Source organism: bacterium, assembly GCA_026414725.1.
Lineage (GTDB): Bacteria > Ratteibacteria > UBA8468 > B48-G9 > JAFGKM01 > JAAYXZ01.
The window spans coordinates 1-13,638 of the sequence record JAOAIL010000001.1 but is presented as its reverse complement, the minus strand read 5'-3'; the positions used below and the strand labels follow the sequence as shown (position 1 = coordinate 13,638).

Annotated in this window: 11 protein-coding genes and 1 rRNA gene; 8 read left to right on the top strand and 4 right to left on the bottom strand. The window is 36.0% G+C overall.

The features are described 5' to 3' along the window. The 8 genes from cysE (at position 1) to N3D17_00025 (ending at position 8,888) form a co-directional block, all read left to right on the top strand. Entirely contained in the window at positions 1-729 is a 729-nt protein-coding gene (cysE, locus tag N3D17_00060) for a serine O-acetyltransferase (protein ID MCX8081790.1), read from the top strand. Further along, positions 726-1,871, top strand: a complete 1,146-nt coding sequence (locus N3D17_00055; protein ID MCX8081789.1) for a LysM peptidoglycan-binding domain-containing protein — start codon at positions 726-728, stop codon at positions 1,869-1,871. The genes cysE and N3D17_00055 overlap by 4 nt, the downstream gene beginning before the upstream one ends. Beyond that, on the top strand, positions 1,855-2,868 hold the full coding sequence (locus N3D17_00050; GenBank protein MCX8081788.1) for a DUF4432 family protein: 1,014 nt from the start codon (positions 1,855-1,857) through the stop codon (positions 2,866-2,868). Before N3D17_00055 ends, N3D17_00050 begins: the two co-directional genes overlap by 17 nt. Positions 2,869-2,902: 34 nt before the next feature. Then, entirely contained in the window at positions 2,903-4,330 is a 1,428-nt protein-coding gene (gene gatB / locus N3D17_00045; protein MCX8081787.1) for an Asp-tRNA(Asn)/Glu-tRNA(Gln) amidotransferase subunit GatB, read from the top strand. 46 nt (positions 4,331-4,376) lie between these two features. Continuing rightward, the gene (locus tag N3D17_00040) at positions 4,377-5,555 is read left to right on the top strand and encodes a S41 family peptidase (GenBank protein ID MCX8081786.1); all 1,179 of its coding nucleotides are present in this window, start codon (positions 4,377-4,379) and stop codon (positions 5,553-5,555) included. Next, positions 5,548-6,408 carry a divergent polysaccharide deacetylase family protein gene (locus N3D17_00035; GenBank protein ID MCX8081785.1) on the top strand — a complete coding sequence of 287 codons (861 nt, stop codon included), beginning with the start codon at positions 5,548-5,550 and terminating at the stop codon, positions 6,406-6,408. Before N3D17_00040 ends, N3D17_00035 begins: the two co-directional genes overlap by 8 nt. Positions 6,409-6,471: 63 nt before the next feature. Next, positions 6,472-7,449 (top strand): tRNA (adenosine(37)-N6)-threonylcarbamoyltransferase complex transferase subunit TsaD, encoded by a 978-nt coding sequence (tsaD, locus tag N3D17_00030; protein MCX8081784.1) that lies wholly within the window; start codon positions 6,472-6,474, stop codon positions 7,447-7,449. 35 nt (positions 7,450-7,484) lie between these two features. Continuing rightward, complete coding sequence (locus tag N3D17_00025) at positions 7,485-8,888, top strand: diguanylate cyclase (GenBank protein ID MCX8081783.1); 1,404 nt, start codon at positions 7,485-7,487, stop codon at positions 8,886-8,888. A 2-nt stretch (positions 8,889-8,890) separates the two neighbouring features. On the opposite strand, the gene mltG is transcribed toward N3D17_00025, so the two are convergent. The 4 genes from mltG to N3D17_00005 all read right to left on the bottom strand — a co-directional run. Beyond that, a complete protein-coding gene (mltG, locus tag N3D17_00020) occupies positions 8,891-9,862 on the bottom strand; it encodes an endolytic transglycosylase MltG (protein MCX8081782.1) in 972 nt (323 codons plus the stop codon). After that, on the bottom strand, positions 9,852-11,075 hold the full coding sequence (locus tag N3D17_00015) for a CinA family nicotinamide mononucleotide deamidase-related protein (GenBank protein MCX8081781.1): 1,224 nt from the start codon (positions 11,073-11,075) through the stop codon (positions 9,852-9,854). Before N3D17_00015 ends, mltG begins: the two co-directional genes overlap by 11 nt. 28 nt (positions 11,076-11,103) lie before the next feature. Further along, positions 11,104-13,098: a type II secretion system GspH family protein gene (locus tag N3D17_00010; protein MCX8081780.1), complete on the bottom strand. Its 1,995-nt coding sequence runs from the start codon at positions 13,096-13,098 to the stop codon at positions 11,104-11,106. A gap of 82 nt (positions 13,099-13,180) precedes the next feature. Continuing rightward, positions 13,181-13,638: ribosomal RNA gene (locus N3D17_00005) — 23S ribosomal RNA — on the bottom strand; the annotation flags it as partial.

Below are 13,638 nucleotides of genomic sequence, written 5' to 3'. Positions count from 1 at the left end.
ATGTTTGGGCGAATAAGAGAGGATATAAAAACAGTATTTGAAAGAGACCCTGCAGCAAGAAATGTTTTTGAAGTACTTACTTCATACCCCGGAGTCCATGCTATTATTATGCACAGGATAGCACATTTTCTATGGAAGAAAGGTGAAAAGAGTATTGCACGGCTTATTTCTCATATAGGTAGGTTTATAACAGGTGTGGAAATACATCCCGGGGCAGTAATAGGAAGAAGGTTTTTTATAGACCATGGTATGGGAGTAGTTATAGGCGAAACAGCTGAAATAGGGGATGATGTGTTGCTTTATCAGGGTGTTGTACTGGGTGGAACCTCTACCGAAAAAAAGAAGAGGCATCCTACTATAGGAAATAATGTGGTGATAGGGGCAGGTGCTATTGTACTTGGAGCAATAAAAGTAGGGGATAATTCAAAGATAGGAGCAGGTTCTGTTGTAATAAAGGATGTTCCACCTTGCTCAACAGTTGTGGGTGTGCCTGGAAGGGTCGTAGGAGAACATAAAACGGAGAAGGTTGACCTTGACCATGCAAAACTCCCTGACCCGGTGGCAGAGGCATTAAGGGTAATAATAAAAGAACAGGATAAACTTGAAGAAAGAATAAGGGCTATAGAAAATATGGAAGGCTTGATGTGTAAGATAGATGAGTATTTTGAGAAGAAGAAAAAAGAGATAGAAAAACTTTTTCCTGTTGATTCAGAAACAGGGGGTGAATGATGCGTATAAGATGTCAATACCTCGTTGTTATAATATTCCTATGCACTTATCTGTATTCTGAAGGTATAACACAGTATCATTATGTAAAAAAGGGCGAGACATTATCTTCTATTGCGAAAAGATATGGTACAACTGTGTATGAACTTAAAAAATTAAATGACCTTGAAACATCAATGATAAAGCCGAAACAAAAAATTATAGTTAGAAAAGTAGAGGAATCAAAAACGGCAGAAAAAGAAAATAAACCGACCAAAAAAGAAAATAACTCTTCAGCAAAAATATCTGTTCCTGCAGGGAATTATGAGACCATATCTTATACTGTGAAAAAAGGAGACACACTTGAAAGGATAAGTAAAAAATATGGGGTGTCGGTGAAAAAGATTAAAAAAACAAACAATCTTAAAAGTTCTAATATAAAAATAGGACAGAACTTGAAAATTAAGGTACTGAAAAAGGAACCTGTTATCCCTGATGTTACAACTCCTCAACCTATTGTTGGTACATATACAGAAAAGATATATTATAAGGTTAAGAATGGGGATACATTAGAATCTATCGCATCTCAATATAATATTACTCCGGAACAGTTAAAAGAAGAAAATCTTATGAGTGATGATGATTTTAAGGTAGGAATGACGATTGTAATTCCAGTAGTTTCTGCTGGAAAAGAAAGTGTTTCTTTGACGGATGGGAATAATACAGAAACAGAGATTGTAAGAGAAACAAAAACACTCAGAGATGTAATACTCAAGGAATCATTTAATTTCCTTAATATGCCTTATAAGCTTGGAGGAATAGGTAAATCGTCAATTGATTGTTCTACGCTTGTAAAACGTGTCTATGAAAAAGTAGGGATAGACCTGCCAAACACATCCTGTCAGCAATTCAGAGCAGGAGAACCGGTTGAGAAAGAAGAGATAGAAGAGGGTGACCTTGTTTTCTTTTATCGCAGGGGAACTATAGGTCATGTAGGTATATACATAGGGGATAATCAGTTTATCCATGCCAGTTTTAAAGAAAAAAAGGTTACCATTGCGTCTCTTAATAACTCATACTTCAAGAGAAACTTTGCGGGTGCAAGAAGATTACTCCCACCTAAATCATTTTTTGTAAAAGGAGAAGAGGATGTTATCAGCAAATAGTGGATGTAGATGGATGGAATGTTTATGGAATGGAATAACAACAGTTATTATGGAAAATGACCTTATCCGTCTTGAAATCCTTGCAGATAAAGGAACGGATATAGTGGAGTTTCTTTATAAACCACTTGATATTGATTTTATGTGGAGAAGTCCAATCCCACTCTATAAACCATACCTTTTCATTACAACAGCGGAAGGCAAAGTGGGAAATTTCCTTGACTGGTATCCAGGTGGATGGCAAGAGATATTTCCAAATGGTGGGGGTATATGTGAATATAAAGGGGCGGTATTAGGACTCCATGGAGAGGTTGCACTTCTTCCCTGGAGATATGATATAGTTGATGACTCACGAGAAAAATTATCTATAAAATTTTATACACAGACATACAGAACACCATTTTTAATAGAAAAAACAATATCCATTGAAAAGAACAACCCTTTTGTATGTTTTGATGAGAAGATAACAAATAAAAGTGGTGAGGAGATGGATTTTATATGGGGGCATCATCCTGCTTTTGGAAAACCGTTTTTATCTCCTGATTGTATTATTAGAATAAAGAAAGCAAAGGTTTTTGTAGGTAAGGGCGATGGCAGGTCATTTACAAATCTTAAACAAACAGAAGGGATATGGCCAATGGTTGAGGGTATAAATGGTAAAAAGGTTGATATAAGTATCTGTCCTGATGAAAAAGATAATGTTTCCGAAGTAATGTTTCTTTCTGAACTTTCAGAGGGCAAATATGAGATTTTTAATACAAAATTGAAGATAGGTTTTCAATTTGAATTCCCTCTGGATGTTTTTAGATATATATGGTTCTGGAGGATAGGAGGTGGAAGTTTTGAATATCCATGGTATGGCAGAAATTATAATATTGCACTTGAACCATTTTCAAGTTTACCCAATCTCGCAGATGCGGTTAAAAGAGGAGATAGTTTAAAACTTTCTGCAGGCGCATCACTTAAAGCAAGTATTAAAACAGGTGTAATAACCAGTTAGAGAGTATATATCTTAATTATAATCTCTTTTATTTATGGAAGGATATGAAATTGTAATAGGACTTGAAGTGCATGTGGAACTTCTTACGGATTCAAAGATGTTCTGTGGATGTTCTACAAAATTTGGAGCACCTCCTAATTCACAGGTCTGTCCTGTCTGTGCTGGTTTCCCTGGAGTACTCCCTGTGATAAATAAGAAAGCAATTGACCTGACACTGAAAACAGCCATAGCACTTAATTGTAAAATTTCTCCATTTTCTCGTTTTGCGAGGAAACACTATTTTTATCCAGACCTGCCTAAAAACTACCAGATATCTCAGTATGAAGAACCACTCGCTGTAGAAGGTGCTATTCTTATAGACAATAGAAATATAAGAATAAGAAGGATACATCTTGAGGAAGATGCAGGTAAACTTATTCATCCAGAAGGTAACAGTGATTTTTCTCTTGTTGACCTTAACAGAAGTGGAGTTCCTCTTATTGAGATAGTTACTGAACCGGATATTAGAAGTCCTCATGAAGCAGAGAAGTTTCTGGTTACACTAAAAAGCATACTTGAATATCTTGAAGTGAGTGATTGTAATATGGAAGAGGGCTCTTTAAGATGTGATGCAAATATCTCTGTAAGAAAATATGGAGAGACAGAATTTGGCGTAAAGATAGAGATTAAGAATATGAACTCTTTCAAAGCAGTGAGAAAAGCGCTTGAGTATGAAGCGAGGAGGCAGATTACCTGTTTGGAAGAAGGAGAGATATTAAGACAGGAGACCCGTTTATGGAATGAAGACCTTCAGATTACAGAGGAGATGAGAAGGAAGGAGGAGGCACAGGATTACAGGTATTTTCCTGAGCCAGACCTCCCTGTCCTTATCTTTGATAATAAAATGATTAAAGATATCATTTTACAGGTTGGAGAATTGCCATTTCAGAGGAAAGAAAGATTTTGTAGGGAATATATGTTATCAGAATATGATGCAGGTGTTCTTACATCTAAAAAGGATATTGCAGATTATTTTGAAAAGTGTGTTAAAAAAGGTGGTAAGCCAAAGATAATTGCAAACTGGATAATGGGAGACCTTACTGCTTTATTGAAATCAGCAAAGAAGGATATTGAAGATTCTCCTGTTACTCCTGAATATCTAATTCAGATTGTATCAATGATAGAAGATGGTAAAATTACAGGAGTAGTTGCGAAATCAATACTTCAGGAGTGTTTTAACACAGGTATATCCCCTGAAAAAATAGTCATTGAAAAGAACCTATTACAGATAGAAGATGAGGATGCAATAAGTAGTATTATAGAAGGAATAATAGCAGAAAATTCATCTGCTGTAGATGACTATAGAGCAGGTAGGGAGCAGGCAATTTCTTTTTTAATAGGACAGGTGATGAGAAAAACAAAAGGTAAGGCAAGTCCTGTTATAGTGAAGAGAAAGTTAGAGGAGTATTTAAATAAAAAGTGATAAGGTGTATAATTATAGGTAAAAAATTAGAAAGGGGAATAGTAAGATGAGAAGAAAAGTAGTGTGGAGTATCATAGGGTTGATTTCTCTCGCGATAATAGTTGGGAGTGATGTTAGGGCTTCTCAGACACGAAAGAAAGAAGAAGACGTATACAGAAATATAGAACTTTTCCTTGATGCAATGAAGATTGTTGAGAGTCAGTATGTAGAACCAGTAGAGAACAAGAAGCTGGTATATGGTGCACTTAAAGGTATGCTTGAATCACTTGACCCTTACAGTGCCTTTCTTGAACCAGAACTTACCCAGGAACTTCAGATAGAAACAAAAGGTGAATTCAGTGGAGTCGGTATGGAGATTACATCTAAAGATGGGATAATAACAGTTGTAAGCCCTATAGAAGATACTCCTGCATGGAAGGCAGGTATAAAAGCAGGAGATAAAATAATAGAGATTGATGGGGAATCAACAAAAGGACTAAGTACCCTTGAAGCAGCAAGAAAGTTAAGAGGTAAAAAAGGGACAGAGGTTACAATCAGTTTATTAAGAGAAGGAGGCAAGGAACTTAAAAAGATAACACTTGTCAGGGATGTTATAAAGGTAAAATCCATAAAAGAAGAGATAATGGAGGGAGATATTGGATATGTTAGAATAAGGGATTTTCAGGAAAAGACATCATCTGACCTTGCAAAGGTTCTTGAAAACTTCAATAGAAAGAGTGTAAAAGGACTTATTCTTGACCTGCGTAATAATCCAGGAGGGCTTTTAAGTTCAGCCATTGAGGTCAGTGAACTTTTCGTACCTAAGGGTAAATTGATTGTTTATATTCAAGGGAGAGAACAGAAAGATAAGAATACATTTAACAGCAGGAAAAGTCCATTATGGGAAAAGCCAGTTGTTTTACTTATAAATGAGGGTAGTGCAAGTGCATCTGAAATTGTTGTAGGTGCATTAAAAGATAATATCCCTTCTACTGTTGCGGTTGGTATGAAAACGTTTGGAAAAGGGTCTGTACAGAATCTTGTGCCATTATCTGATGGCTCTTCTTTGAAGTTAACCACGGCGCATTACTATACACCATCAGGTGTCTGTATTGAAGGTAAAGGGATAGAACCAGATATATCTGTAAAACTTCCTGAAGATAATGCAATAATACCTGCAGGGAAGGATGATGTACAGTTTCAAAAAGCACTTGAAATACTTAAACAGAAAGTAGGTAATGGTTAAAAAAAATTTATCTGATAATTCTCCTTTTTTGCCTCTTGTGCTTTTTATTATTCTGTGTATTCTTATAACATTTGTTGGTATTATTAGGGAAGTAAAGAAGGAAAGATTTCCAAAAGTTCCTGTTCCGGTTCAAAAGAAGGAAGGGGTATCCATAGCAGAGAAGAAAACCTCAGTGCCAATACAGGAAAGGGTAAAGATAGGTATTATTATAGATGATGCCGGGTGGAACAAAGAAATTATAAAGGAAATAGAGAAGATTAACAGACCAATTGCTATTTCAATACTTCCTTATGCTCCTTACAGTAAAGATGTCTTTAATGAAGTTAGAAATAAAGAGTTAATAGAGGTGCTTTTACATATACCTCTGGAGCCAAAACCACCTGCACAACCACTTGATAAAGGGGTCATAAAAACAGATATGAGTAATAATGAGATTAACCAGCAGTTTTATGAAGCACTTAAAAATTTCTATCCCGGGGTGAAAGGAATAAATAACCATCAGGGTTCTTTATTCACTTCAGATGAAGAGAAGATGGGTATTTTGTTAGATGCTATTAGAGCGAAAAATCTTTTTTTTGTTGACAGTATGACAGCAAGACAGAGTAAGGGTTATACCCTTGCAAAGGAGATGGGGATAAAGACAGCAAAGAGGGATATATTCCTTGATAATCAGTCAGACCCTCAATATATAGAAGGGCAGATATGGGCACTTGTAAAAACGGCTAAAGAACAGGGAAAAGCATTAGGGATAGGTCATGCGAGGAAGAATACTATTGAGGTCTTGAGAAAGGTTATACCAGAAATAGAAAGGGAGGGGGTGGAGATTGTACCTGTTTCTTCACTCCTTGAGTGAATTATACATTTTCCCTTTTGTAGGAGAGTAAGGTAATATTCATATATTTTTAATTTTTCAGTTATGTTAATACTCGGTATAGAGACATCCTGTGATGAGACAGGAATTGGGATTTTAAAGGATGGACAGATACTTTCAAATATTATTGCTACTCAGGAAGATATACATTCTGCTTATGGGGGTATCGTTCCTGAACTTGCCAGCAGGGCACATACAGAAAGGATAGATTTTCTATTTAACAGAGCCATTAATGAGAGTGGTATAAGGCCTTCAGATATTGATTTCATAGGTGTGACAAATACTCCTGGACTTAAAGGTTCTTTACTTGTAGGTGTTTCTTTTGCAGCAGGAGTTGCATATTCTCTCGGTAAACCGCTATACAAGGTTAACCACCTTTATTCACATATTGCAGCAAACTTTCTTAATCCAGACATAGAGTTTCCAGCACTCGGTTTTGTGGTATCTGGCGGGCATACAACATTTTTCTATATCAAGACCCCTGTGAGTTTTGAAATAATTGGTAGGACCCTTGATGATGCCTGTGGAGAAACGTTTGATAAAGTTGCGAGGATGCTTGAATTGGGGTTCCCAGGAGGACCATATATTGAAAAGATGGCAGAAAAAGGTGATGAGGAAAAGATAAAATTTCCTGTTACACTCCTTAATAAGGACTCTCTCAATTTCAGTTTCAGTGGGCTTAAAACAGCAGTACTCTATTATGTAAAGAAGTATGGACTTAAAAATATCCCTGATATCTGTGCTTCATTTCAGAAAGCAGTGGGGGATACACTTATAGAGAAGACATCAAGATGTTTTGAGCAGTACCCTGTTAAATCACTTATGCTTGGTGGTGGTGTGGTGCAGAATGGATATATAAGAAAAAGGTTTCAGGAGATTTCAGAAAAAAAAGGGATAAAACTCTTTATACCTGATAAAAAACTCTGCCTTGATAATGGCGCAATGATTGCTATTATGACTTCTTTCCTTATTAAACATGGAATAAAATCCAGTACACTTTCCATAGAAGTTATTCCCACCTGAATATATGATATAATATGAATTTGAGGGACAGGTATATGAAACCGAAAAATGAACGTGTAACGCGAGACCAACTTATTGCTCTTCTTGAGATTAACAATAAACTTTCCCGGATAGAGTCATTTGATGAACTGTGTAAAGAAGCAGTTAGATTAGCAAAGGAAAAACTTGGTTTTGATAGAATAGGTATATGGTTTAAAAGTAAGGAACCAAATAAAATAGAGGGGTCTTTCGGTATTGATGAAAAAGGAAATGTTAGAGATGAGAGAAATAGCGTATTGCCGCTTGATAACGAAGAAATAGCAAGAAAGGTTCGTTCTTTAAAACCTCCTAAAGTACTTGTAAGAAATACATATCTCCGGGATAATAAAGGGAAAGTTGTAGGTAAAGGTATGTGGGCATGTGCAGTTCTCTGGTGTGGTAATAAAAATATCGGATATGTTATGACAGATAACTTCTTTTCTGGTAAAGAGATAAATACGGAACTTCTGGCGCTTTTTGCTGCTACTTTTGGCCATCTATGTGAGTTGGTGAGAACCAAAGATATCCTCAAAAAGAGTGAAGAAAAATACAGGGAATTATGGGACAATGCACCTATAGCTTATCATATCCTGAATCCAGAGGGAATTATTATCGCTGTAAATAAAACAGAGGCAGAAATGTTAGGGTATGAAGTTGAAGAGATGGTAGGACGTTCTATCTTCGATTTTATACATCCTAAACAGAGAGAGGAGGCAAGAAAAAGATTTCTGTTAAAAATTAAAGGATGTAAACTCCCCAAAGCCAATGGCCGTGTTTATTTACGGAAGGATGGTAGTCCTGTCATTGTTTCAATAGAAGATAAAGTTGAGAGAGATATGTTGGGAAGGGTTATAAGTATAAGAACAACAATGGTAGATATAACAGAGAAGAAAAAGGAAGAAAAACTGATTAGAAAATTAGCATATACTGATGGATTAACAGGACTGCCTAACCGTATGTATTTTAGAGGGTATCTTGCATCCCATATACAATGGGCAAAGTATAACGAGCAGAAGTTTGCCCTGTTATTTCTTGATATTGATAATTTTAAACATATTAATGACAATAATGGGCATATAGCAGGTGATAAAGTATTAAAGATAATAAGTAAACGTATTACGGATGTATTAAGAAAAAATGAGGTGGTTGCTCGTATAGGTGGAGATGAATTTTTAATACTCGTTTCAGATGTTTCCACAGTAGATTCAGTTAATAAGGTTATAAAAAAAATTTTGAAAAGTATTCAAGCGCCAATAGTAATGAAAAGAGAAACAATAAATGTTACAGCAAGTATAGGAGTATCTTTTTTCCCTCAGGATGGTAAAGATGTAGATACGCTCTGGAAGAAGTCAGATATTGCGATGTATGAGGCGAAAAGGGCAGGCCGTAATACATGGAGATTTTATAGATATCTGAAATAATTTTATAGGGAAGTTTCTGATGATGTGGTAGATGATAAAAACATCTTGATTGCTGCAATGTGTTCAGCATATGTCTTTGAAAAGTAGTTTCTTCCATCTCCCATAGATACAAAATAGAGATAGTCCGTTTTTTCTGGATTTAAGGCAGCTTTAAGTGAAGAAAGTCCAGGATTGCATATAGGGCCAGGGGGAAGTCCTCTGTGTGTATAGGTATTGTATGGAGACCTTACCTTAAGGTCAGAGTTTGAAAGCCGTGTTCTCGCTTTCCCTGTTGCATAAATAACCGTAGCACAACTCTGCAATGGGATATTTTTCTTTAATCTTTTATATATAATCCCTGCAATAATTCTTCTTTCACTGTCATACATTGCCTCTTTTTCAACGATTGATGCAACAGTGACGAGCTCTTTTACTTTTTTGAAGTTTTCCTCTGTTATTGGGGCTCCATATATTTCTTCAAAGACCTCCTTGAATCTTTTATACATTGTTTTTGCTATTGCCTCAACTGATATCTTATGAGGAAAAAGATATGTATCAGGGAAAAGCATACCCTCTAATTTTTTATATTCAGCATACTTAATAAACTCATCCTTTGAGACCAATTTTCTTCTTTCAAGTATATCGGCAATTTCTTTAACAGTACTTCCTTCAGGGATGGTTACCCTTACCATTATAACATCTCCATGTACAATCTTTTTTATCACTTCTTTCAGATAAGTTCTACCTGAAAATTCATATATTCCTGCCTGAAGTTTTTCCTGGACATTGTATCTTCTTGTTAGATAAAGAAACCAGTCATCATTTTTTATTATTCCTTTTTCTTCCAGAATTTTTGCCACATCTACTGCGTTTGCCCCTTCAGGAATTTCTATAAGTTTTGCTGTTTTAAGTTTAGGAGGAAGTGTAACAATTTTTATTGTCAATGTCCCCATAATTAGAACAGCAATTATAATTGAGATAATTTTACTTTTCATAAACAAGGTATCTCCTTAAAAGTTCAAATGCCTGATAGACCGCTCTTTCTCTTATTCTCTCTCTATTACCTGAGAATATAAACCGATGGATATAGAATTTGTTTTTAGGAAATCCAATACCTATATATACAAGCCCCACAGGTTTTGTATCTGTTTCACCTGTAGGTCCTGCTATCCCTGTTATACTTATAGAGACATCTGCCTTTCCTTTCTTTTTAGCGCCCTTTGCCATATAAAGTGCACATTCTTCACTTACAGCGCCGTACTTTTTTATAATTGTCTTTGGCACTCCTAATATCCTTTTTTTTAAGATATTACTATATACAACAAAGGAGCCCTGAAAATACTCAGAACTTCCAGGAATGTCTGTAAGAAGTTTACCAGCAAGCCCTCCTGTACATGATTCTGCAATTGCTATCTTTAATTTCTTTTCTTTTAACAGATTACCTATAATCACAGGTAGGGCAGGGGGGTCTATTCCCAGGTAATTTTCAGCAAATATCTCTTTCATAAATGACTCTATTGAAGAAAGTTCTTCCAATTCACCTTCGTATGGTATAAGGATTTCTATTACCTGAGGACTGGCGAGGATAGTATATTTAATACCTTTTTCTGTAAAAAAATTATAAATTTTTTCTTCAACATAAGATTCAGGTACTCCTGAAATCCCAAAACGATATACCTTAGTATTGTTTTTTTCTTTTATGCCCTCTACAAATTTTTCTACCATAGGAATGAGTTCTGTAGGTGGACCGGGGAGAAGAAGTAATATTTTTTCATCATATCTTATTACCATTCCAGGGGCTGTTCCAACATTATTTTCTATCACTTCTGCTCCTTCAATAATATATGCCTGTTTTTTATTTATTTCAGGTATGTCTTTTATGCCTCTTCTGTAAAAATTGTTGCATATCCTGTCCCAGATAATATCTGAAAAGATAAGTTTTTTATTCAAAGTTTCTGCAACTGCCTCTCTTGTTAAGTCGTCGGATGTTGGACCCAAACCACCTGTGATAAAGATAATATCACTTCTCTTTAGAGCAGTATATACTATATCTTTTATTTCTTCTTTCTCGTCCCTGACAGTTGTACATCTTTGTACAGTATAACCTGCTTTTATAATTATACCTGATATAATATTAATATCTGTGTTTATCCTGTCATATAAAAGTTCACTTCCTACACAGATAACTTCAACTATGACTTTTTTCATTTTTGCAGGTCAATTTGAAAATAAAGAGTTATTTTTTATCTGATATGACAACAAGATATTTTTCAGTGGATAAATTACTATCTTTATCTTTTAAAATAAGTTTATAACATCCGGTTTTATCAGGAATTATATTTATAAAGAGTTCTTTTATTTCTGTTTTTATCCCTTCTGTCTCCAATGTGAAGTTGCCTTTATAGTCAGAAATAACATTATCAAATTGGTCTTTCACTACAATATTTCCTGTATATTCTTTCCCAGAGATTAATTCCAGAGGGATATTTTCAATTTCAAGTTTTACAGGAGATGATGGCTTTACATAAAATAGATTTGATGTCCCACGATTACCTGCCATATCTTCAACTACAATATTATACTGTCCCGCTTTCTTTATCACTACTGTTTCCATCCATATCCCCGCTGAGGTATCACGTTTCATATATTCCATTCCAGATGGTTCTTTGATATAATAACCCTTTACAACATTTCCCCATTTATCCGTTGCTTTAATAATTATGCTGAATGCTTTGCCTGCTTCCTGTGTTCCTATATCTCCGATGGAAAAGCCAGCCAGTTGTCCAGGAGCCACATAAAACTCTTTTTCTCCTTTAATATCTCTTGATGAAACCAGAATTTTTTTATTTCCTGCTTTAAAAAATATAAGTGATGTTTTTTTGGTTCCTTTATCTTCTATGTTTAATGAGACCTTTTTATCACCAGATGCACCTTCGGGAAGGGCCATTTCAATCTCACCTGTATAATCAGTACATATATTGCCATACATATCTTTCACTTCTAATGTTATATCATAAGAGGTACCTGCCACTGGTTCTGTTTTGCTTTCAGAAGATATAGTAATAGTTGAAGGTGTTGTATGTCTAACTTGGAATTCAGGACTTACTCCCATGATACCTCTTTCACCTGCTACATATAAAACATTACTTTCAGAAGATTCTGTCAACATAATATCGCCTATCCATGTACCCTTTGCCATCATTATTTTTTCAGGGGATATTTTTCCATTTCTTGCCAGAATATTTATTTCACCGTCATAATCATCTGTCCTGTTGCCATTTTTATCACAGGCGTGGATGTAAACTATCTGTGGTTTACCTGCTTCCCATATTAAAGGAAAGTTAGAAAATAAAAATTGGGAGACGGACTCAGGTATGATAGTTATCTCAAATTCTCCTTCTATTCCTGAACTTTCTTCTTTTACTTTTATATGAAATTTACCTGTTTTGTTAAAAACAGAAGAAATTTCAAAATTCAATGTTTCATTTTTTACTTCAAAATATGAAGGGATATCTACCGATGGGTCATCTGTAGTTATTGAAAATATACCGGGTTTTATCGGTAGTGAACCACCTTTCCCATCTGATATAGAGATAGATATCTTTACCTTTTCTCCTGCCCGTGCCTCTTTTTTCGTTAGGATATTTAAAGATGGCTGTATCTCAACAGTTTTTTTCTCTTCTTTTTTAATCTCTCTTGTTTCCTCTTTGGGCTTCTGGACAGGAGTGGTATCAGGCAGATATATTCTTTCTCCTGTTTGTGCATTTCCCCCTGCATAAAGTATAGAAAATCTACTACCTGTATGGGGCCCCGGTATGTTTTTACTAACGGCTGTCATCTCAGTCATAAGCCATGTGTTGGGGGCGAGAGAGTCAAGAGATTTCCCGTTGGCTGTGTCATTCCATATGTAATTTGTACCATATCTATTCAACTGTTCAGGAATAGAAGGACAAAAAAGAATACTGCCTGTTATTCCATAAGGTATTAATATGTTGTTAAGTCCTTTCGGGTCAGATGGAGATGAAGGGAAAAATTTAGCCATAGGTAGATACCCATGGTCCATTTCAAACATAACAACCGCTTTGTGTATTTGCTGAAGATTATTAATACATTCTCTTTCTCTTCCTTTCTGCACTCCCATATATGTTCCAACTGAGAGTGCAGAGACAATCCCTACAACTGTACTTATCTCTATGAGTGTAAATCCATTTCTCAATTTTTTTCTTTTCATACTAATATTTTAAAAGATAGCATAATTTATGTCAAAAAAAAACAGGGAAGACGTTGTCATCTTCCCTGTCAGAATAAAAATTATGGTCAAGCCGCTCGACCGATTAGTACTCCTCAGCTTAAACCCTTACGGGTCTTACACATGGAGCCTATCAACCAGGTGGTCTACCTGGGGTCTTCAGTCCTGATGTTTCCATCAGGAGGGAGGCATAATCTTGGGGTGGGCTGCCCACTTAGATGCTTTCAGCGGTTATCCCTTCCGAACATAGATACCCGGCGATTACCCCTGGCGGGATAGCCGGTACACTAGAGGTTCGTCCAACCCGGTCCTCTCGTACTAGGGTTAGCTCCCCTTCAAGCCTCCTGCGCCCACGGCAGATAGAGACCGAACTGTCTCACGACGTTCTGAACCCAGCTCACGTACCGCTTTAATGGGCGAACAGACCAACCCTTGGGACCTTCTCCAGCCCCAGGATGCGATGAGCCGACATCGAGGTGCCAAACCTTGCCGTCGATGTGAACTCTTGGGCAAGATCAGCCT

Coding starts and splice junctions, on each gene's coding strand:
- cysE (MCX8081790.1), top strand. CDS start 1: ATGTTTGGGCGAATAAGAGAGGATATAAAAACAGTATTTGAAAGAGAC.
- N3D17_00055 (MCX8081789.1), top strand. CDS start 726: ATGATGCGTATAAGATGTCAATACCTCGTTGTTATAATATTCCTATGC.
- N3D17_00050 (MCX8081788.1), top strand. CDS start 1,855: ATGTTATCAGCAAATAGTGGATGTAGATGGATGGAATGTTTATGGAAT.
- gatB (MCX8081787.1), top strand. CDS start 2,903: ATGGAAGGATATGAAATTGTAATAGGACTTGAAGTGCATGTGGAACTT.
- N3D17_00040 (MCX8081786.1), top strand. CDS start 4,377: ATGAGAAGAAAAGTAGTGTGGAGTATCATAGGGTTGATTTCTCTCGCG.
- N3D17_00035 (MCX8081785.1), top strand. CDS start 5,548: ATGGTTAAAAAAAATTTATCTGATAATTCTCCTTTTTTGCCTCTTGTG.
- tsaD (MCX8081784.1), top strand. CDS start 6,472: ATGTTAATACTCGGTATAGAGACATCCTGTGATGAGACAGGAATTGGG.
- N3D17_00025 (MCX8081783.1), top strand. CDS start 7,485: ATGAAACCGAAAAATGAACGTGTAACGCGAGACCAACTTATTGCTCTT.
- mltG (MCX8081782.1), bottom strand. CDS start 9,862: ATGAAAAGTAAAATTATCTCAATTATAATTGCTGTTCTAATTATGGGG.
- N3D17_00015 (MCX8081781.1), bottom strand. CDS start 11,075: ATGAAAAAAGTCATAGTTGAAGTTATCTGTGTAGGAAGTGAACTTTTA.
- N3D17_00010 (MCX8081780.1), bottom strand. CDS start 13,098: ATGAAAAGAAAAAAATTGAGAAATGGATTTACACTCATAGAGATAAGT.